The organism is Tabrizicola sp. T46 (assembly GCF_057219895.1).
Map to the genome: position 1 here is coordinate 70871 of NZ_JBXVVV010000001.1, position 18337 is coordinate 89207.

Consider the following 18337-nt stretch of genomic DNA (forward strand, 5'->3'; position numbering starts at 1 on the left):
CTACTCCGCCGCTACTTGGGTGCAGCGATGGGCTTTCCACAGCTGCGCCTCCTTCAGCCATTTCCACCCGAAGGCATGGTCACTGTCGCCATGCGCCCGAAGGTGATCGAGCCGCGCCAGCGCCTCGTCCAGCGTGGGCCGGTGACCCGCAGGCACCCACCACATGACGAAAAGCATCTGGCCGAGCACCTGGAACCACTCCTGCCGCCGCTCGTAGAAGGCGCGGTGCACCGTGTTCCAGACGAAGGCCTCCAGCGTCTCGACGCTTTCCCAGACCGTCAGGTTCGAGACATACTGCGGGTCGCCGTCAATCTTCGCCTCGGTGTTTCCGGTCCCCGGCGCGCCCGAGCCTTCCATCATCCAGACGAACCCCGGCATCCGCTTGCCAAGACCGTTCACCCGGTCAAGTGCGCCCATGAATTCGGCCACGCGCGGGTCGTCCGTGGGGGCCAGAAGGCGCCCCACGTTCAACTCGGCCAGATGATGTCCGGCGGGCTGGATCATTTGGTGGACCTCAGAAGATAACCGATCAGGCTTTCCTTGGCGATTTCCTCTTCGCCGATCCGGCAATAGGCTTCGGGGTTGCCGGGCTCGGCCCCGCGTTCCTTCAGCCATTCTGCGGCCAGCGCCTTGCCTTTGGCCTTTTCCTCCTTCGAGGTGACCAGCGCGCGGATTTCCTCGGCGGTGTAGCCCTGCGCCAAGGCATAGTCGCGCAGCTTGTTCAGCTCACTCAGCGCCCGCAGCTTCCGGGCCTCGATCGTGTCGCAATTGTCGTCGATCGCATCGCCGATGAACCCCTGCAACAGGGTGTTGATGATCGTCGGCTCCTCACTGATCGGCACCAGCGCAACGGCGGGGGTCGCCGACAGAAGGGTGACAAGGGTCAGGGTCTTGAACGGGCGCATCATGGCCTCCTTGGCTGCTCTTGCCTGAGAGGTAGGGCCGATGCCGGCTGATATGCCATGACAAGCGCCTCGGCTCATCCGTTCGCGATGAGAAACAGCCGCCCGGGTCATGCACAGCCCCCCGGATAGACCCATTCCCCCGTTGCGCGGTCATAGCGGTCATAGATCGACGACCGGACCTTGCCGCCGCAGGCCGCATCCGCCGCCTTCCGGGCCGCCGCCCCCTCCCACATCTGGAAGGGCTGGCCGTTGTTCGAGACGCGCACGGTCTCCTGCGAGGGCGAAACGGCGGGGGCCGTTGCCACGCAGGCGCCTTGGGCAAGCGTCAGGGACAGGGCCAGCGCCATCCGCATCACTCCGCCGCGACCGCCGAGACGCGGCCCGTGCGCTTGGCCTTGATCCGGTCCTCGATCTCGTCCCGGAACGCACGGATCAGGCCCTGGATCGGCCAGGCTGCCGCATCGCCCAGGGCGCAGATCGTGTGACCTTCGACCTGCTTCGTGACCGACAGAAGCATGTCGATCTCCTCGACCTCCGCATCGCCCCGGACCAGCCGGTCCATCACCCGCATCATCCAGCCCGTGCCCTCGCGGCAGGGCGTGCACTGGCCGCAGGATTCGTGCTTGTAGAACTTCGACAGCCGCCAGATCGCCTTGATGATGTCGGTCGACTGGTCCATCACGATCACCGCCGCCGTGCCAAGACCCGACCGCTGCTCGCGCAGCCAATCGAAATCCATGATCGCATCGTCGCATTGCGCCTTGGTCAGAAGCGGAACCGAGGACCCCCCCGGGATCACCGCCTTGATGTTGTCCCAGCCGCCCCGCACTCCGCCGCAATGCCGCTCCAGCAGGTCCTTCAGCGGGATCGACATCGCCTCTTCGACGACGCAGGGCTGGTTGACGTGGCCCGAGATGCCGAAAAGCTTCGTCCCGGTGTTGTTCGGCCGCCCGAAGGACGCAAACCAGTCCGCCCCGCGGCGGAGGATCGTCGGGACCACAGCGATGGATTCCACGTTGTTCACCGTGGTCGGGCAGCCATAGAGGCCGGACCCCGCCGGGAACGGCGGCTTCATCCGGGGCATGCCCTTCTTGCCCTCAAGGCTTTCGAGAAGTGCCGTTTCCTCGCCGCAGATATAGGCCCCTGCCCCGTGATGCAGGTAAAGGTCGAAGTCCCAGCCCGACTTCGCGGCATTCTTGCCAAGCAACCCCGCGTCATAGGCCTCGTCGATCGCGGCCTGCAGCGCTTCGCGCTCGCGGATGTATTCGCCGCGGATGTAGATGTAGCAGGTGTTGGCCCCCATCGCGAAGCTGGCGATCAGGCATCCCTCGATCAGCGTATGCGGATCGTGCCGCATGATCTCGCGGTCCTTGCAGGTGCCGGGTTCGGATTCGTCGGCGTTCACTACAAGGTAGGACGGCCGCCCGTCCGACTGCTTGGGCATGAAGGACCACTTCAGGCCCGTCGGGAACCCTGCGCCGCCCCGGCCACGCAGCCCGGACGCTTTCACCTGCTCGATGATCGTGTCGCGGCCGCGCTTGATGATCTCGGCGGTGCCGTTCCAATGCCCGCGCTTCATCGCGCCTTTCAGAGAGCGGTCATGCATCCCGTAAAGGTTGGTGAAGATGCGGTCCTGATCCTTCAGCATGTCGTCGTCCCTAACCCTGGCGTCCGCGCCAGATCTGATACGTCACCACCAGCGCCCAGAAGAAGGCGGCAATGGCAGCGAAGTCGAACAGGAACACGTACCGCGTGTCCCAGCCCATCTCTCCACCCAGCCACTGCGCCCCCATCCACAGGATCATCGTCCCGGCAAGGACAAATGCGACGAGGCGCGCCTGCGCCGCCCGCCTTTGGTCCTTGGGATCGGGGCGCTGCATGGTCATTCCTAATAGTTGTTGGTCTTGGCACGTTCGCGGAACGCCTCAAGCCCTTCGCTCACGATGATCCTGGCCTGGGCCACCCACTTGTCGCGAGTGATGCGGCCCTTGAAGGTCTTCATCTCGGCATCAACGACCGCGACATCCGCATCCGACCAGCTTGCGATCTGGTCGAAGTGATAGAAGCCAAGGCTGTTCACCAGCTTCTCCATCGCCGGGCCGATCCCTTCGATCTCCTTAAGGTCGTCGGCCTGGCCCTTACGCGGCGCTTTCAGGCGCTCCGGGCCGGCAGGCTTGGCCGCCTTCGGCTTTGGCGCTGCCTTCGCAGTTGCGGGTTTATCTGCCTTCGGCTTCGGCGCGGCCTTCGGCTTCGGCGCCGGGGCGGACATGAATGCGGCCGGCTGGGCAACCGTCTCGGCCACGGTCGCAGGTGCTGCAGGGGCCGAGGCATGGATCGTCACAGGAGCGGATTTCACCGCAGCCGGAGCCACCGGGCCGGTCGTGCGTGCGCCCCAAGGCATCCCGAGGACAAGGCCCGCACCACCGGCCACGACAGAGGCCAATGCCGCTGCGGGGAACAGATCGAACTTGCCGACAACAACCAGCACGCCAAAGGCGACCAGCCCGGCGGCCGCCCCGATCACCCAGCCCCAGAGATTCGGGGCATTCCTGTTTTCAGCCTTGCGCATTTCCCGTCTCCATCCCTCTTGTCCCGGCCCCTTGCGGACCTTCTCCGTTCCGTCGTCCTTCCCTTACGCCTTCGGTTCGGCCTTCGCCTTTGGGGCCGCCTTGGCCCTCGGTGCCTTCGCCTTGGCTGGCGGCGCAGTCTCTGCCGACGCCGCCACCTTCGGTTTCACGGCCTTCGGCTTCGCCGCCGCGGCCGCCTTGCCGAGCCAGGGCGTCGTCAGCGGCACTTCGGTCCCGTCGATCCGGCGGATCGTGTCCTTCTGGTCCACCGCCGCCTGGGCGCTGGCGTTATACTGCTTCCGCCCGCTCTCGAACTCTTTCAGGCTGGTCAGCCCCCCGATCGGTTCCGCCGCGTAGCGCCCGTTCTGCGGCCCCGGCACCGCGACGTCACCCATCGAGAAGCGGCTGATCAGGTCGCGCAGGATTTCCGGGGTCAGGTCCTCATAATAATCCTTGCCGATCTGGGCCATCGGCGCATTGGCGCAGGCCCCCATGCACTCGACCTCTTCCCACGAGAACTTCCCGTCCCCCGACAGCGTGTGCGGCGTCTTGGCAATCAGCTCCTTGCAGACCGCGATCAGCTCTTCCGCGCCGCAGATCATGCAAGAGGTCGTGCCGCAGATCTGCACATGGGCCACGGACCCTACCGGCTGCAGCTGGAACATGAAGTAGAAGGTCGCCACCTCCAGCGCCCGGATATGCGCCATCCCCAGCATGTCGGCGACATGTTCGATCGCGGGTTTCGAGAGCCACCCCTCCTGCTCCTGCGCGCGCCACAGCAGCGGGATGATCGCGGATGCCTGCCGGCCTTCCGGATACTTGGTGATCTGGGCACGGGCCCAGGCCAGGTTCGCCGGGGTGAAGGCGAAGGAGGCGGGCTGTTCGTGGTGAAGGCGGCGCAGCATCGTGGGTCCTATCCGGCAATCAGGGCAGCCAGCGTCACGCCCAGCGCGACGACCGACAGAACACCCGACAAGGTGTGTTTCATATGTGGATGCCCGGCGCGGGCATAGATGACGCCATCGGCAAACCCCATGAAGGCGCAGACGGCAAAGAAGGCAGCCATGAGCCGCAGGTCGCCGAACACAAGGATGGCCAGCGTCAGAGCTGCAAAGGCGGTGTAGCGATCCGCCATGACCAGCGGCAAAAGCTCGATCCGGTGGGTTGTCTGCACAAGTCCCCGCGCCGGATTGGACCAGAAGGCAAAGGCCAGACCGCTCAGGATCACGAAGGTGATCAGCGCACAGACCGTGACCAGCGTGGCAAGCGTCATCGCCCCGCCTCCGCGTTCCCGACCGCGCCCTGATGCGGCTGCATCGTCACCGGTCGATCTCCCCGAAGACGACGTCCATCGTCCCGATGATCGCACTCACATCCGCCAGCTGATGCCCCTTGCAGATCCAGTCCATCGACTGCAGGTGCAGGAACCCCGGCGCGCGGATCTTCGCGCGGTAGGGCCGGTTCGTCCCGTCAGCCACAAGGTAGACCCCGAACTCGCCCTTCGGCGCCTCGACGGCGGCGTAGACCTCACCCGCCGGGACGTGGAATCCTTCGGTGTAAAGCTTGAAGTGGTGGATCAAGGCCTCCATCGAGGTCTTCATCTCAGCCCGCTTCGGCGGCGTGATCTTTCCGCGCGCCAACACGTCGCCACGCTCGACCATCAGCTTTGCACAGGCCTGGCGGATGATCTTGGTCGATTCCCGCATCTCGGCCATCCGGCAAAGATAGCGGTCATAGCAGTCGCCGTTCTTGCCGACCGGAATCTGGAAGTCGAACTCGTCGTAGCATTCATAGGGCTGGGCGCGCCGCAGGTCCCAGGCAAGGCCCGACCCGCGTACCATCACCCCGGAATAGCCCCACTCCAGGATGTCCTTTTCGGTGACGATCCCGATATCGGCATTCCGCTGCTTGAAGATCCGGTTTTCCGTCAGCAGGCCGTCGATATCGTCCAGCACCTTCGGGAAGGCCTCGGCCCAGGCGTCGATATCCGCGACCAGCTGGTCGGGCAGGTCGACATGCACGCCACCGGGCCGGAAATAGGCCGCGTGCAGCCGCGCGCCGCAGGCCCGCTCATAGAAGACCATCAGCTTCTCGCGCTCTTCGAAGCCCCAAAGCGGCGGGGTCAGCGCGCCCACGTCCATCGCCTGCGTGGTCACGTTCAGCAGGTGGTTCAGCACCCGGCCGATCTCGGAATACAGCACGCGGATCAGGGAGGCGCGGCGCGGTACCACCGTCCCGGTCAGCTTTTCGATCGCGAGGCACCAGGCATGTTCCTGGTTCATCGGCGCCACGTAGTCCAGCCGGTCGAAATAGGGCAGGTTCTGCAGATAGGTCCGGCTTTCCATCAGCTTCTCGGTCCCGCGGTGGAGCAGACCGATATGCGGGTCGCAGCGTTCGACGATCTCGCCGTCCAGCTCCAGCACCAGCCGCAGCACGCCATGCGCCGCCGGGTGCTGCGGGCCGAAGTTGATGTTGAAGTTGCGAATGCGCTGCTCGCCCGTCTCGAAATCGGTCGAGCCGTCGTCATAGGTGTTCACGCGGATGTCGCCGTCCATCATCCCGCCATCTCCTTTTGCGCCGCGGCCCCGGCCTTTGCCATCGCCTTCGGCACGAACTTTTCCCACCAGACGACGGCGCGCTGATGACGCCCCTCGCCGATCATGTCCACGCCGTCATGGGCGCGGCACTTGAACCAGATGAACTTGCCATCGATCCCGGTGACTTCGCTTTCCACCGTGACCGTCAGGCCGGGCGGTGTCGGGGCGACATGGCTGAAATCGACATGCGTGCCCAGCGAGCCCTCGCCCTCCTCATAGTAAGGTGCAAGCTGCTCGACACAGGCCCATTCCATCAGCCCGACGAAATAGCCCGTGGCCAGCACCGCCGGCATCGACTGGAAGGTCACGGCCTCGGGATAAAGCGCCGGCACCGTGTGCTGCGGGCCGATCCGGTGCGAAAAGACCGCCCGGTCGCCGATGGCAAGTCCGGGCTTCACTTGGCCCCCGACTTCTGGTCACCGGCCTTCTGGTCGCCCGGCAGGATGTATTCGGCACCCTCCCAGGGGGACATGAAGTCGAACTGCCGGTATTCCTGCACCAGCTTCACCGGCTCATAGACCACGCGCTTCAGCGCCTCGTCATAGCGAACCTCGGTATAGCCCGTGGTCGGGAAATCCTTGCGCAGCGGGTAGCCCCGGAACCCGTAGTCGGTCAGGATCCGCCGCAGGTCGGGATGCCCGCTGAAGAGGATCCCGAACATGTCGAAGACCTCGCGCTCGAACCAGTTCGCCGCCGGGAAAAGCCCGGTCAGCGACGGCACCATCTCGTCCTCGCGCACGGCAACCTTCACGCGGATGCGGTGGTTCCGGTACATCGACAGGAAGTGGTAGACCACGTCGAACCGCTGCGGGCGATCCGGATGGTCGATCGCGGTGATGTCGACCAGCGTCGAGAACCGGCAGGACGCATCGTCGCGCAGGACTTCGACCAGCGCTTCCAGGTTCGCCAGCGTCGCGGTCACTGTCAGTTCGCCGAAAGCGACCTTGGTCGAAACCACGGCATCGGCCTGTTTCAACTCGATGATCCCGGCCAGTTCCTGCAGGGCTTCGCTCATGATTACCTCACCAGGGTCCCGGTGCGGCGGATCTTCCGCTGCAGCTGCAGGATGCCGTACAGAAGCGCCTCGGCCGTGGGCGGGCAGCCCGGCACGTAGACATCAACCGGGACGATCCGGTCACAGCCGCGCACCACCGAATAGCTGTAATGATAATAGCCGCCGCCATTGGCGCAGGAGCCCATGCTGATCACATAGCGGGGTTCCGGCATCTGGTCATAGACCTTGCGCAGCGCCGGGGCCATCTTGTTGGTCAGCGTGCCCGCGACGATCATCAGGTCCGACTGCCGGGGCGAGGCGCGGGGGGCCGTGCCGAAGCGTTCCAGGTCATAGCGCGGCATCGAGGTATGCATCATCTCGACGGCGCAGCAGGCAAGCCCGAAGGTCATCCAGTGCAGCGACCCGATCCGGGCCCAGTTGATGATGTCCTCGGTGGACGTCAGGATGAACCCCTTGTCCTGCAAGTCGCGGTTCAGCGCCTGGACGGTGACCTCATGGTCGGCACCGGCGGTGTTTCCGGTCATCACTCCCATTCCAAGGCCCCCTTCTTCCATTCATAGGCAAAGCCCACGGTCAGCACCGCCAGGAACAGCATCATCGACCAGAAGGCCGCCATGCTCAGCTCGCCGAAGGCAACCGCCCAGGGGAACAGGAACGCGACTTCCAGGTCGAAGATGATGAACAGGATCGACACGAGGTAGAAACGCACGTCGAACTTCATCCGCGCGTCGTCAAAGGCGTTGAACCCGCATTCATAGGCGCTGACCTTTTCCGGGTCCGGATTGCGCACGGCAAGGACCGCAGCAGCCAGGATCAGGACAAGGCCAAGACCTACGGCGATGCCCAGAAGGATGAGTATGGGAAGGTACTCTCGGAGAAGCAGATCCACGAGGGACTCCTGATGCTGGCGACATGCGAGCGTGCAGACTCTTGCGGTCCGCCTGATCTCACCCGTTCGTTTACTCTGGCCCCCGGACGGGGTCAACCGAAGGTCGGGGAAAATCCGGACTTCGCAGTCGCAGAAACGCGGGAAATCCTAGCATTTTTCTCAGAGATGGCCAAGCCAGCCCCGCCGCGACCGATGGCCGCTCAGGCCCGGGTCACCGGGCGGAAGGCATAGCCGCTGCCTTGGCGTTCGATCCGGCCGATCCCCGGCCCCGGCAGATGCGCGCCAGCGACGATCCAGCCCGCCTCGACCGCCTGTTCCATCAGGGCAAGGCGGCTGGCCCGCGCGGCGGCGGGTTCATGATCATGCGCCCAGGTCACCTCGGGCCGCGGGAACTGCACCCCGGCCTGATGCACAAGATCGCCCCAGATCAGCATCCGCCCCTCGACCAGATAGGCCATATGCCCCGGCGAATGGCCCGGAGCGTTGATCGCCGAAACCCCGCGCATCGGCCCGTCCCCCTGCTCCAGCGGGATCAGCCGCGGGATAACCGGAATCATCCGCGGCTCGGCCCGGAACGCGGACAGCTCCTCGACCGCCACGAATACCCGCGCGGCATTCGGAAAGGCCGGCGCGCGGTCCCTCGTCACCAGCCCACCGATATGGTCGACATGGGTATGCGTCAGCGCCACCGCCGTCACCTCATTGGCCGAGACGCCCGCCGCCAGCATCGCCTCGGGCAGCCGGCCCAGCGTCCGGTGCCAGGCATCACCCGCGCCCGCGTCGATCAGAAGGCATCCGCCCGGCCCCCGCACGAGGTATGCCCGCACCGGCAACCGCAGCTTACCCTCCACCAGGTCCGCCCCGGCCAGGTCCTCCAGCGGAGCACCCTCCGCGCCGATCAGATGGGTCACCGGCATCACCGTCTCGCCATCAAGCAGCATGGTGACCATCAGCTCCCCCAGTTCCACCTCGACCGACAGATCCGTCTCGCGTCCCAGCCGCATCAGCACCAACTCCCCCGCGGCCCGCCGCCATAGCGCCGCGCATGCCCCTCGCGGATCATCCGGTCCGCCACATCCTGCCCATCCAGCTCCAGCCGCACCAAGGCCCGGCCATACTGGTCCACCCCCTCGCGCTCCAGCCGCAGCCGGTCCGCCTTCTGGATCATCGTCCGCAAGGCCCACCCGGCGCGTTCCGCCGCCAGGAACTCGGCCGTGCACCCGGGCGAGAACTTCTCGGGCGTGTCGAAGCCCAGAAGCCGCGCGCTGACCATCCCCTCCTCGCCGCACATCAGCGTGACCGTGTCGCCATCGACCACCCGCAGGATGCGGCAGGTGCCGTCATCCGCCGTGACCGGCTTCATCGCCGCATTGGTCAGGTCGGCAATCGCCGGCACGATGAATAGCCCGATCAGCGCCAGCCCGATCGCGGTCTTGAGGTAGAAGAGCGGGTTGAAGATCCGCTGCAACACCCGCGTTAGCGGCCCCGGCGCGCGGCGTTGCGGCAGGCCGATACCCCTCCGCGGCACGTCAGTCCGCCGCCGTCACGGGAACCCGCGCAGCAGGCGCGGTCACCGCCGCCCGCGGCACCTCCTCGGCAATGATCCGGGCGATCAGCGCCACGTCCGCTGGCGTAAAGGTCAGCGGCAGCCGCATGTCGATCAGCCCGGCCAGCACCCGGTCTGTCCGGGGCAAGGGGACCGGACCCGCATAGCGCCAATCCGTATAGCGGCTGGTGAACCCAAGGGGCTCCGCCGCGCCGAACCATTTCAGCTCCACACCCCGCGCCGCACAGGCGGCGACCAGCGCGGCCACGCGCGCGGGCTCCCAATCCGGCAGTAGGAACTGAAAGCTCGAGCCCACGTAATCCTCGACCTGCGGGCGCGGGATCAGCCGCAGCCCCGGCACGCTCGCCAGCCCTGCCTCCATCCCCTGGTACAAAACCCGCCAGCGGGCGCGCCGGTCCTCCAGCATCCCGATCTGCGGCCGCAGGATCGCCGCGCGCAAGTTGTCCATCCGGCTGGAGACATTCGGGACATCCAGCTTCAGCGCCTCGAACACCTCCGGCGGGGGCGCGGCCCGGTGGCGCGCGTAAAGCATGTAGGACCCCGACAGCAGCACCGCCCGCGCGGCAAGCTCCGCGTCATCCGTGACCAGAAACCCGCCCTCGCCCGAGTTCATGTGCTTGTAGGTCTGCGTCGAATAGCAACCGATCACCCCATGCCGACCGGACGGAACGCCCTTCCACTTCGCCCCCATGGTATGCGCGCAATCCTCGATCACCCGCACCCCCAGCCGGTCGCACAGGGCCACCAGCGCATCCATGTCGCAGACATGCCCACGCATGTGCGACAGAAGCAGCACCGTGGCCCCCGTGGCCTTCGCCTGCGCCTCCAGATGCCCAAGATCGATGGTCAGATCCTCTGTCACCTCGACAAAGACCGGCTTCGCCCCTATGGACGCGATCGCCCCCGGCACCGGCGCCAGCGTGAAGGCATTCGACAACACCGGATCACCGGGCTTCACCTGCAAGGCCCTCAGCGCGCAGGCCATCGCCGCCCCGCCCGAGGCCAGCGCCAGACAGTAGCGCGCCCCGACATAGGCCGCGAATTCCTCTTCCAGCAGCGCCGTCTCGGCCACTTCGCCCGGCGCGGTGTTATAGCGGTGCAGCCGCCCGTGGCGCAGCACCGCCAATGCCGCCGCAATCCCTTCCTCCGGGATCGGTTCCTGCTGGGTGAAACTGCCGGTGAATCGCTCGCTCATGTCGTCTCGCCCGTCTCTCCGCGCGTCGCGCCCCGCGTCACGGCGGCAAATAGCACGGTCGTCACCAGAACACAGCCCGCCGCGATCCAGTAGGCCACGTCGGGCGACTGCCAGTCCCGCCCCTCGGCCATGAAATGCCCGAAGGTCCAGGCAAAGAAGACCGTGCCGAACAGCATCGCCACATTCGTCACGGCCGAAATGCCGCCCTGCAATTCACCTTGAGCGTCCTCGGGCACCTTCTTGGTCAGCATGGATGTCATCAGGGGATGCACGAAACCCTCCGGCCCGTGCAGGATCATCAGCGCGATCACCGCACCAAGGCTGCCGACAAAGCCATAGCCCAAAAGAACCAGTGTCGCGCAGATCAGCCCGAAGAAGGCCACGTTCCACTCACCGAACCGCTTCGCCGCCGGACCGGTCAGGAACCCCTGAAAGCCGCCCGCGATCAGCCCGAAGACCGCCAGCGTCGCCCCGACCATCGCCTCGGACCAGCCGAACTTGGCGATCCCCCAGAAGGCCCAGATCGCCGGGTAGACGCTGGTCGAAAAGAAGAAAAGGCCCATCACCATGACCATCGGCAGGACCCCGCGATAGGTCGCGAAAACCCGGAAGGCCCCAAAGGGATTGGCCCGCCACAGCTCGAACTTCCGCCGCTTTTCGGGGGGCAACGACTCGGGCAGGACCAGCCAGCCGTAGACGAAGTTGATCAGGCTGATCCCCGCCGCCACGCAGAACGGGACACGCGGCCCAAGCTCGCCCAGCAGCCCGCCGATTGCCGGACCGATGACGAACCCCACCCCGAAGGCCGCCCCCATCAGCCCATAGGCCTTGGCGCGCTCTTCCGGGGCCGTGACATCGGCGATGAAGGCGGATGCGATGATCCAGCTTGCACCGCAGACACCCGCGATGATCCGTCCGACGAACAGCCAGACCAGGTTAGGCGCCAGCGCCATCAGGATGAAGTCCATCCCCAGGCCGAAGATCGCCAGCAAAAGCAGGGGTCGCCGCCCGAACCGGTCGGCAAGGTTGCCCATCAGCGGCGCAAAGACGAACTGCGCCAGGCTGAAGGCCGCGAACATCCAGCCGCCGATGACCGCCGCCTCAGCGATATCGACCTCGCCCACATCCTCGATCAGCCGCGGCAGGACCGGCATGATCAGCCCGAAGCCCACCATGTCCAGAAACACCGTGATCAGGACAAAGGTGACGGCATGGCGGCTGACCGTCGCCGGCGCGGTCGCAGTGGCATCGGTCGGGATGGGTTCGGCGACCTTGGTCATGTGCGGGACCCTATGGGCCGCGGCCGGTCCTGTCAAACCGCTGCGGCCGCTTCGGGCGGGCGTCAGCGGTCACTCGAGGCATGTGCTCAAACGTTAACAGAAGCTGAATGGAAATCAGCCACTACTTGATATTTATATATAATCAGAATTTGACCACTGTGGTCAGATCACGCGATCAGCCGCCCCGCCAGCCCCGGCAGGTCCTCGAACCGGTCCAGAAGGGCCGCCGGACGGAACCGCTCCACCCCCCGCCCCTCGGGCCCGAAGGTCACCAGCGCAACCGGCACCTGCGCCGCCACCCCGGTCCTTGCGTCCGTCTCGGTATCGCCCACCAGCATCGACCGCCCGACTACGCCCCCCGCCCGCTCCACCGCCGCCCGGTAGGGGATCGGGTCGGGCTTCCTGACCGGAAAGGTATCCGCCCCGACCAGCGCCCCGAAGGCCTCCCGCACCCCCAACTCCCGCAACAGCAACTCCGCGAGTCCCTCAGGCTTGTTCGTGCAGATCGAGACGGCGAAGCCCGCCGATTTCAGCGCCTCCACCGCCGCCATCGCGCCGGGATAGAGGCGCGTATGGGTGGCGATCCCGCCCCGGTAGGCCTCCAGAAGCACCGGATAGGCCGCGTCCACGTCCGCCTCCGACCACTCCATCCCCAGCCGGTCGAACCCCAGCCGCAGCATCGCCCGCCCGCCATGGAATGCCGTCAGCCGGTCCTCCGGCCCCAGCACCGCCCGGGGCAGGCAGGCATTCGCCGCAGCCAGAAGGTCGGTCGAGGTGTCCGCCAAGGTCCCGTCCAGATCGAAAACCACGCAGCGCATGCCGGAAAATCCTGTAACGTGGCGTGAGGCCCACCCCCTTGCCACCCCGTGCTGCGGGCGTAAAACGGGCGCAACGATAAGGAAAGGGGCAGAATGCAGGTTTCAGTCATCGTTCTGGCAGCAGGTCAGGGCACGCGGATGAATTCCGATACGCCCAAGGTCCTGCACCAGATGGCCGCAGCACCCCTCCTCCATCACGCGCTCGCCACCGCCCAGACCCTCGATCCCTCCCGCATCGTCGTGGTGACCGGTCACGGTGGCGAGGCCGTCTCCGCCTCCGCCCTCGGCTGGTCCGAGGCGGTCGAGACCGTCCTGCAGGACCCGCAGCTCGGCACCGCCCACGCCGTCGCCCAGGCAGCACCTCTCCTTGCAGGTGCGGAAGGCGAGGCGATCGTCCTTTACGCCGACACCCCCCTGATCCGCGAAGAAACCCTCCGCGCGATGCTGGAGGCGCGGTCCCGCCATGCCGTCGTCATCCTCGGCTTCCATGCCCGCGACCCCGGCCGCTATGGCCGCCTTCTGACAAAAGGCGACGAACTCCTCGCGATCCGCGAATTCAAGGATGCCACTCCGGAAGAACGGGCGGTCACCCTCTGCAACTCCGGCGTCGTCTGCGCCGAGACCTCGACCCTCCTCTCCCTCGTCGCCGAGGTGAAGAACGACAACGCCGCCGGCGAATACTACCTGACCGACATCGTCGAGCTTGCCCGCAAGCGCGGCCTTTCCGCCGGCGTGGTCCTCTGCGAGGAGGCCGAGACGCTGGGCGTCAACACGCGGGCTCAGCTCGCCGAGGCCGAGGCTGCCTTCCAGACCCGCGCCCGCGCGGCGGCGCTGGAGAACGGCGTCACCCTGACCGCCCCCGAAACCGTGTTCTTCGCCCTCGACACCCATGTCGGCCGCGACGCGATCATCGGGCCGAACGTCCTTTTCGGTCCCGGCGTCACCGTGGAATCCGGGGCCGAGATCAAGGGTTTCTGCCACCTCGAAGGCTGCCACATCAGCCGCGGCGCGACCGTCGGCCCCTTTGCCAGGCTCCGCCCCGGCGCCGAACTGGCCGAGGACGTCCATGTCGGCAACTTCGTGGAAATCAAGAACGCGATCCTCGACGAAGGCGTAAAGGTCGGCCACCTGACCTACATCGGCGACGCCTCGATCGGCGAGCATACCAACATCGGCGCCGGAACCGTCACCTGCAACTATGACGGGGTCATGAAGCACCGCACCACCATCGGCAAGCGGGCCTTCATCGGGTCGGACACCATGCTCGTCGCCCCGGTCACGGTGGGCGACGGCGCACTGACGGCAAGCGGGTCGGTCATTACCGAGGATGTCCCGCCAGAGGCTGTCGCCATTGGTCGGGCGAGGCAGGTCACGAAACCGGGCCTGGCCACGCGAATGTTCGAAAAGTTAAAAGCAATCAAGGCCGCCAAGGCAAAAGGGTAATTGAAATGTGTGGTATTGTAGGGGTCCTGGGAAACCATGAGGCCGCGCCTCTGTTGGTCGAGGCGCTGAAACGGTTGGAGTATCGCGGCTATGACAGCGCCGGCATCGCCACGGTGAACGATGGCAGGCTCGACCGCCGCCGCGCTGTCGGCAAGCTCGTCAACCTTTCCGACCTCCTCGTCCACCAGCCGCTCGCCGGAAAGGCCGGCATCGGCCATACCCGCTGGGCCACCCATGGCGCGGCGACTGTCACCAATGCCCACCCGCATCGCGCGGGCTCGGTCGCCGTCGTCCACAACGGCATCATCGAGAATTTCCGCGAGCTGCGTCAGGACCTTGCGGCCACGGGCTATACCCAGGAATCGGAAACCGACACCGAGACGGTCGCCCTTCTGGCCCGGCGTGAGATGGACCGGGGTGCCACGCCGGTGGAGGCGGCGCGCGCCACGCTGAAACGCCTGCATGGGGCCTTCGCGCTGTGTTTCCTGTTCGACGGGCAGGACGACCTGATGATCGCCGCCCGCAAGGGCAGCCCGCTTGCCATCGGCTGGGGCGAGGGCGAGATGTTCGTGGGCAGTGACGCCATCGCCCTTGCGCCGATGACCGACCGGATCACCTATCTGGAAGAGGGCGACTGGGCCGTCGTCACCCGCGCCGGGGCCGAGATCTTCGACGCGAATGACCGCCGCGCGAACCGCCCCGAAACCCGTGTCCAGCTTGATGCCACCCGGATCGAAAAGGCCGGTTACAAGCATTTCATGGCCAAGGAAATCGCCGAACAGCCGGTGGTCGTGGCCGATGCGCTGAAACACTACACCTCGTCCAAGGGCACGCTGGAACTGCCGCAAGAGCTTGATTTCAAAGCGATCGACCGCGTGACGCTGGTCGCCTGCGGCACGGCCTCCTATGCCTGCCACGTGGCGAAATACTGGTTCGAGCAGATCGCGGGCCTGCCTGCCGACATCGATATCGCGTCGGAGTTCCGCTACCGCGACCCGGTGCTTTCGCCCGCCTCGATGGCGATCTTCGTCAGCCAGTCAGGCGAGACGGCCGACACCCTCGCGGCCCTGCGCCACGTGAAGGAGAAGGTTGCCAAGGTCGTTGCCGTCATCAACGTCCCCACCTCTTCCATCGCCCGCGAAAGCGACCTTGCGCTGCCGATCCTTGCGGGGGTCGAGGTCGGCGTCGCCTCGACCAAGGCCTTCACCTGCCAGTTGACCGTGCTGGCCCTTCTCGCGCTCAAGGCAGCTCACGACCGGGGCCGGATCGACTCGGCGACGCTTTCCGAACGGCTTGCCACACTGCGCGCCCTTCCCGGGCTGATGAACGCGGCCCTTGCGCTCTCCGACCCGATTGCCGCTGTCGCCAAGGACCTTGCAAAGGCCAAGGACATCCTTTTCCTCGGCCGCGGCGCGATGTTCCCGCTGGCGCTGGAAGGTGCCTTGAAGCTGAAGGAAATCAGCTACATCCACGCCGAAGGTTATGCTTCGGGTGAACTGAAGCACGGCCCGATCGCGCTGATCGACGCCGCGGTTCCGGTGATCGTGCTCGCCCCGAAGGATGCGCTCTTCGACAAGACCGTCTCGAACATGCAAGAGGTGATGGCGCGGAACGGCAAGGTGCTTCTCCTGTCCGACGCCGCCGGGATCGAGGCTGCCGGGCAAGGGACCTGGAAGACCCTGACCCTGCCGACGGTCGACCCGCTTTGGGCCCCGATCCTTTATGCTGTGCCGGCGCAGCTTCTGGCCTATCACACCGCCATCGCCAAGGGCACCGACGTGGACCAGCCGAGGAACCTGGCGAAGTCGGTCACGGTAGAATGACCCCGCTGGAAGAGCTTCAGGCCCTGGCCGACCCCGCAAAGGCCGCCGAAATGGCCGCCTATCACAAGGTGGCCCGCCCCTATCTGGGCGTTCCGGTGCCTGCGATCGAGGAACTGACCGACCGCTGGCGGGCCGAGCTTTCGCTGGACGACCGCCTGGCCTTGGCGGCCGACCTCTGGCGGACAGACGTTCACGAGGCGCGGGTTGCGGCGGCGAAACTCCTGACCCAGGCCCGCATCCGCCCCGATGCCGCCGCCTGGGCGCTGATCCAATCCTGGGTCCCGGATTTCGATGCCTGGGCCATCGCCGACCATGCCAGCATCGCGGGCCAGAAGCGGCTGGTGGCTGACCCTGCGCGCCTCGACACGGTGGAAGGATGGGTTACCTCCCCCCATATGTGGACGCGGCGGGCGGCGCTGGTGATGACCCTGCCCTGGACCAAGCAGAACTTCCCGAAGCCAGCCGAACTTGCCGTGCGCGACCGGGTGCTGGGCTGGTGCGCCGCGCTGGCCGACGATCCCGACTGGTTCATCCAGAAGGCCGTGGCCTGGTGGGTGCGGGATCTCTCGAAACACGACGCGCCGCGCGCCCGCGCGTTCCTTGAGGCCCACGGCCTCCGCCTGAAGCCCTTCGCCCGGAAGGAAGCCGCCCGGAACCTTAATTGAAGGGGTCACGGTCCGTAGACCGTCACCTCCGGCAGTCCGGTCAGCGGAAGTTGCAACGCTTGGAAGGCTGCCAGCGACAGAAGTGCCGCCCCTGTCCCGGGCCGCAGTTCCAGCGCAAGGCTCTGGCCCGATGCGGTCACGACCCGGCCCTGCGTCACCGTCGTCACCAGGGATGACGACAGCCACAGCCCCGTCTCGGCCGGCGGACCCAGCGCCACAACGGCCTTGCCCAGCACACGCTCGCCCGCGGCGGCGGGTGCGGCAAGGGCCGCCGCCTTCTCCTCTGCCGTCGTGGTGTCCAGGGCCGCTGCCGTGGCCGAGCTTGCGCCAAGCGCCGTGGTGGCAACCGCCGGGGCGAATTCGGTGGCAGGTTCGGTGGTCGGTGCAGCACCAGACCCCGGCTGCAGCGACGCACAGCCGGCAAGGCCCGTGGCAAGGACAGCGGAAAGGACCAGAGCTTTCATGCCTGAAAGCCTACCCCGTCCCCCCTGCCCCGGCAATTGCCGCTTTTGCGCCTTGTGCGGGGCACCGCTCACCCCTACCTTTCCGGCATGGAACCGCTTGTCGACCCCTTCGCGCGCGCGATCAGCTATCTGCGGGTGTCGGTCACCGACCGCTGCGATTTCCGCTGCACCTACTGCATGTCGGAACACATGAGCTTCCTGCCGAAGGCCGACCTTCTGAGCCTCGAGGAACTTGACCGCCTCTGCTCCACCTTCGTGCGCCTCGGGGTCAGGAAGCTGCGGATCACCGGGGGCGAGCCCCTGGTCCGCAAGGGCATCCTCACATTCTTCGAAGCCATGTCGCGGCATCTTGAGACGGGTGCGCTGAAGGAACTGACGCTGACCACCAACGGCAGCCAGCTGGCGAAATTCGCGCAGCCGCTGGCGGATCTGGGTGTCAGGCGGGTCAACGTCTCGCTTGATACGCTGCAACCCGAGAAATTCACCGCCATAACCCGCTGGGGCCGGCTGCCCCAGGTGCTGGACGGGATCGCCGCGGCCAAGGCTGCGGGCCTTCGCGTCAAGATCAACGCCGTGGCGCTGAAGGGCTTCAACGAGGACGAGCTTTTCCCGCTTCTCGACTGGTGCGCGCGCGAAGACCATGACCTCACCTTCATTGAGGTCATGCCGATGGGCGAGGATATGACCGCCGGTCGTCTGGACCAGTACTGGCCGCTCAAGGACCTCCGCGCCCGGGTGGCCGAACGCTTCACCCTGACTGACCTTGCCGAACGGACGGGCGGACCGGCCCGCTATGTGCGGATCGAGGAAACCGGCCAGAAGCTCGGGTTCATCACGCCCCTCACCCACAATTTCTGCGAAAGCTGCAACCGCGTGCGGCTGACATGCACGGGCGAGCTTTACATGTGCCTCGGGCAGGAAGACATGGCCGACCTCCGCGCCCCCCTGCGCGCCAGCCCCGACGACGCGGTGGTCGAAGCGGCGATCCGCGCCGCCATCGCGCGCAAGCCCAAGGGGCATGATTTCGACTACAGCCGCCAGACCGTCCGGGGCCAGATCACCCGGCACATGAGCCATACCGGCGGTTGAGGCAGCCCCTGCCGCCGCCT

General features: G+C 66.3%; 22 protein-coding genes and 1 pseudogene. 4 read left to right on the plus strand and 19 right to left on the minus strand.

All coding sequences use genetic code 11. From position 1 onward, the window contains the following. From AC2D9V_RS00330 to AC2D9V_RS00415, 18 genes and pseudogenes are all read right to left on the minus strand, one after another. Positions 1–504 (minus strand): DUF3291 domain-containing protein, encoded by a 504-nt coding sequence (locus AC2D9V_RS00330; protein ID WP_484712040.1) that lies wholly within the window; start codon positions 502–504, stop codon positions 1–3. Next, positions 501–905, minus strand: a complete 405-nt coding sequence (locus AC2D9V_RS00335) for a DUF5333 domain-containing protein (protein ID WP_484712041.1) — start codon at positions 903–905, stop codon at positions 501–503. Before AC2D9V_RS00335 ends, AC2D9V_RS00330 begins: the two co-directional genes overlap by 4 nt. Before the next feature lie 107 nt (positions 906–1012). Further along, positions 1013–1252, minus strand: coding sequence for a hypothetical protein (locus tag AC2D9V_RS00340; RefSeq protein WP_484712042.1), 240 nt, complete (start codon positions 1250–1252; stop codon positions 1013–1015). A gap of 5 nt (positions 1253–1257) precedes the next feature. After that, positions 1258–2553, minus strand: a complete 1296-nt coding sequence (nuoF, locus tag AC2D9V_RS00345) for an NADH-quinone oxidoreductase subunit NuoF (RefSeq protein WP_484712043.1) — start codon at positions 2551–2553, stop codon at positions 1258–1260. Between the two features lie 10 nt (positions 2554–2563). After that, positions 2564–2791 (minus strand): DUF5337 domain-containing protein, encoded by a 228-nt coding sequence (locus AC2D9V_RS00350; RefSeq protein ID WP_484712044.1) that lies wholly within the window; start codon positions 2789–2791, stop codon positions 2564–2566. A gap of 2 nt (positions 2792–2793) precedes the next feature. After that, the gene (locus tag AC2D9V_RS00355; protein ID WP_484712045.1) at positions 2794–3474 is read right to left on the minus strand and encodes an NADH-quinone oxidoreductase subunit E; all 681 of its coding nucleotides are present in this window, start codon (positions 3472–3474) and stop codon (positions 2794–2796) included. A gap of 72 nt (positions 3475–3546) precedes the next feature. Then, positions 3547–4377, minus strand: a pseudogene (gene nuoE, locus AC2D9V_RS00360) (NADH-quinone oxidoreductase subunit NuoE); the annotation flags it as partial. An 8-nt stretch (positions 4378–4385) separates the two neighbouring features. Continuing rightward, complete coding sequence (locus tag AC2D9V_RS00365; RefSeq protein WP_484712046.1) at positions 4386–4745, minus strand: hypothetical protein; 360 nt, start codon at positions 4743–4745, stop codon at positions 4386–4388. Positions 4746–4791: 46 nt separating this feature from the next. Beyond that, the gene (locus AC2D9V_RS00370) at positions 4792–6030 is read right to left on the minus strand and encodes an NADH-quinone oxidoreductase subunit D (protein WP_484712047.1); all 1239 of its coding nucleotides are present in this window, start codon (positions 6028–6030) and stop codon (positions 4792–4794) included. Further along, positions 6027–6467 carry a thioesterase family protein gene (locus AC2D9V_RS00375; protein ID WP_484712048.1) on the minus strand — a complete coding sequence of 147 codons (441 nt, stop codon included), beginning with the start codon at positions 6465–6467 and terminating at the stop codon, positions 6027–6029. The genes AC2D9V_RS00370 and AC2D9V_RS00375 overlap by 4 nt, the downstream gene beginning before the upstream one ends. After that, on the minus strand, positions 6464–7084 hold the full coding sequence (locus AC2D9V_RS00380) for an NADH-quinone oxidoreductase subunit C (RefSeq protein WP_484712049.1): 621 nt from the start codon (positions 7082–7084) through the stop codon (positions 6464–6466). The genes AC2D9V_RS00375 and AC2D9V_RS00380 overlap by 4 nt, the downstream gene beginning before the upstream one ends. 2 nt (positions 7085–7086) lie before the next feature. Beyond that, a complete protein-coding gene (locus AC2D9V_RS00385) occupies positions 7087–7617 on the minus strand; it encodes a NuoB/complex I 20 kDa subunit family protein (RefSeq protein ID WP_484712050.1) in 531 nt (176 codons plus the stop codon). After that, entirely contained in the window at positions 7608–7973 is a 366-nt protein-coding gene (locus AC2D9V_RS00390) for an NADH-quinone oxidoreductase subunit A (RefSeq protein ID WP_135450650.1), read from the minus strand. Before AC2D9V_RS00390 ends, AC2D9V_RS00385 begins: the two co-directional genes overlap by 10 nt. A 200-nt stretch (positions 7974–8173) precedes the next feature. Next, a complete protein-coding gene (locus AC2D9V_RS00395; RefSeq protein ID WP_484712051.1) occupies positions 8174–8977 on the minus strand; it encodes an MBL fold metallo-hydrolase in 804 nt (267 codons plus the stop codon). After that, the gene (locus AC2D9V_RS00400) at positions 8977–9501 is read right to left on the minus strand and encodes a thermonuclease family protein (RefSeq protein ID WP_484712052.1); all 525 of its coding nucleotides are present in this window, start codon (positions 9499–9501) and stop codon (positions 8977–8979) included. Before AC2D9V_RS00400 ends, AC2D9V_RS00395 begins: the two co-directional genes overlap by 1 nt. Position 9502: 1 nt before the next feature. Then, the gene (locus tag AC2D9V_RS00405) at positions 9503–10735 is read right to left on the minus strand and encodes a DegT/DnrJ/EryC1/StrS family aminotransferase (protein WP_484712053.1); all 1233 of its coding nucleotides are present in this window, start codon (positions 10733–10735) and stop codon (positions 9503–9505) included. Further along, positions 10732–12015 (minus strand): TCR/Tet family MFS transporter, encoded by a 1284-nt coding sequence (locus tag AC2D9V_RS00410; protein ID WP_484712054.1) that lies wholly within the window; start codon positions 12013–12015, stop codon positions 10732–10734. Before AC2D9V_RS00410 ends, AC2D9V_RS00405 begins: the two co-directional genes overlap by 4 nt. A gap of 167 nt (positions 12016–12182) precedes the next feature. Then, on the minus strand, positions 12183–12833 hold the full coding sequence (locus AC2D9V_RS00415) for an HAD-IA family hydrolase (RefSeq protein ID WP_484712055.1): 651 nt from the start codon (positions 12831–12833) through the stop codon (positions 12183–12185). Positions 12834–12926: 93 nt separating this feature from the next. On the opposite strand from AC2D9V_RS00415, the gene glmU reads away from it, so the two are divergent. From glmU to AC2D9V_RS00430, 3 genes are read left to right on the plus strand one after another with little or no spacing between them, the layout of a single operon-like run. Further along, complete coding sequence (gene glmU, locus AC2D9V_RS00420; protein ID WP_484712056.1) at positions 12927–14276, plus strand: bifunctional UDP-N-acetylglucosamine diphosphorylase/glucosamine-1-phosphate N-acetyltransferase GlmU; 1350 nt, start codon at positions 12927–12929, stop codon at positions 14274–14276. A gap of 5 nt (positions 14277–14281) precedes the next feature. Next, the gene (glmS, locus tag AC2D9V_RS00425; protein ID WP_484712057.1) at positions 14282–16099 is read left to right on the plus strand and encodes a glutamine--fructose-6-phosphate transaminase (isomerizing); all 1818 of its coding nucleotides are present in this window, start codon (positions 14282–14284) and stop codon (positions 16097–16099) included. Beyond that, the gene (locus AC2D9V_RS00430) at positions 16096–16764 is read left to right on the plus strand and encodes a DNA alkylation repair protein (protein ID WP_484712058.1); all 669 of its coding nucleotides are present in this window, start codon (positions 16096–16098) and stop codon (positions 16762–16764) included. The genes glmS and AC2D9V_RS00430 overlap by 4 nt, the downstream gene beginning before the upstream one ends. 5 nt (positions 16765–16769) lie before the next feature. Here the strand turns inward: AC2D9V_RS00430 and AC2D9V_RS00435 are convergent, their stop codons facing one another. Continuing rightward, the gene (locus tag AC2D9V_RS00435; protein ID WP_484712059.1) at positions 16770–17228 is read right to left on the minus strand and encodes a D-galactarate dehydratase; all 459 of its coding nucleotides are present in this window, start codon (positions 17226–17228) and stop codon (positions 16770–16772) included. An 87-nt stretch (positions 17229–17315) separates the two neighbouring features. On the opposite strand from AC2D9V_RS00435, the gene moaA reads away from it, so the two are divergent. Then, positions 17316–18317 (plus strand): GTP 3',8-cyclase MoaA, encoded by a 1002-nt coding sequence (gene moaA / locus AC2D9V_RS00440; RefSeq protein ID WP_484712060.1) that lies wholly within the window; start codon positions 17316–17318, stop codon positions 18315–18317. Positions 18318–18337: the final 20 nt, after the last annotated feature.

Coding starts and splice junctions, on each gene's coding strand:
- AC2D9V_RS00330 (WP_484712040.1), bottom strand. CDS start 504: ATGATCCAGCCCGCCGGACATCATCTGGCCGAGTTGAACGTGGGGCGC.
- AC2D9V_RS00335 (WP_484712041.1), bottom strand. CDS start 905: ATGCGCCCGTTCAAGACCCTGACCCTTGTCACCCTTCTGTCGGCGACC.
- AC2D9V_RS00340 (WP_484712042.1), bottom strand. CDS start 1,252: ATGGCGCTGGCCCTGTCCCTGACGCTTGCCCAAGGCGCCTGCGTGGCA.
- nuoF (WP_484712043.1), bottom strand. CDS start 2,553: ATGCTGAAGGATCAGGACCGCATCTTCACCAACCTTTACGGGATGCAT.
- AC2D9V_RS00350 (WP_484712044.1), bottom strand. CDS start 2,791: ATGACCATGCAGCGCCCCGATCCCAAGGACCAAAGGCGGGCGGCGCAG.
- AC2D9V_RS00355 (WP_484712045.1), bottom strand. CDS start 3,474: ATGCGCAAGGCTGAAAACAGGAATGCCCCGAATCTCTGGGGCTGGGTG.
- AC2D9V_RS00365 (WP_484712046.1), bottom strand. CDS start 4,745: ATGACGCTTGCCACGCTGGTCACGGTCTGTGCGCTGATCACCTTCGTG.
- AC2D9V_RS00370 (WP_484712047.1), bottom strand. CDS start 6,030: ATGATGGACGGCGACATCCGCGTGAACACCTATGACGACGGCTCGACC.
- AC2D9V_RS00380 (WP_484712049.1), bottom strand. CDS start 7,084: ATGAGCGAAGCCCTGCAGGAACTGGCCGGGATCATCGAGTTGAAACAG.
- AC2D9V_RS00385 (WP_484712050.1), bottom strand. CDS start 7,617: ATGGGAGTGATGACCGGAAACACCGCCGGTGCCGACCATGAGGTCACC.
- AC2D9V_RS00395 (WP_484712051.1), bottom strand. CDS start 8,977: ATGCGGCTGGGACGCGAGACGGATCTGTCGGTCGAGGTGGAACTGGGG.
- AC2D9V_RS00405 (WP_484712053.1), bottom strand. CDS start 10,735: ATGAGCGAGCGATTCACCGGCAGTTTCACCCAGCAGGAACCGATCCCG.
- AC2D9V_RS00410 (WP_484712054.1), bottom strand. CDS start 12,015: ATGACCAAGGTCGCCGAACCCATCCCGACCGATGCCACTGCGACCGCG.
- AC2D9V_RS00415 (WP_484712055.1), bottom strand. CDS start 12,833: ATGCGCTGCGTGGTTTTCGATCTGGACGGGACCTTGGCGGACACCTCG.
- glmU (WP_484712056.1), top strand. CDS start 12,927: ATGCAGGTTTCAGTCATCGTTCTGGCAGCAGGTCAGGGCACGCGGATG.
- glmS (WP_484712057.1), top strand. CDS start 14,282: ATGTGTGGTATTGTAGGGGTCCTGGGAAACCATGAGGCCGCGCCTCTG.
- AC2D9V_RS00430 (WP_484712058.1), top strand. CDS start 16,096: ATGACCCCGCTGGAAGAGCTTCAGGCCCTGGCCGACCCCGCAAAGGCC.
- AC2D9V_RS00435 (WP_484712059.1), bottom strand. CDS start 17,228: ATGAAAGCTCTGGTCCTTTCCGCTGTCCTTGCCACGGGCCTTGCCGGC.
- moaA (WP_484712060.1), top strand. CDS start 17,316: ATGGAACCGCTTGTCGACCCCTTCGCGCGCGCGATCAGCTATCTGCGG.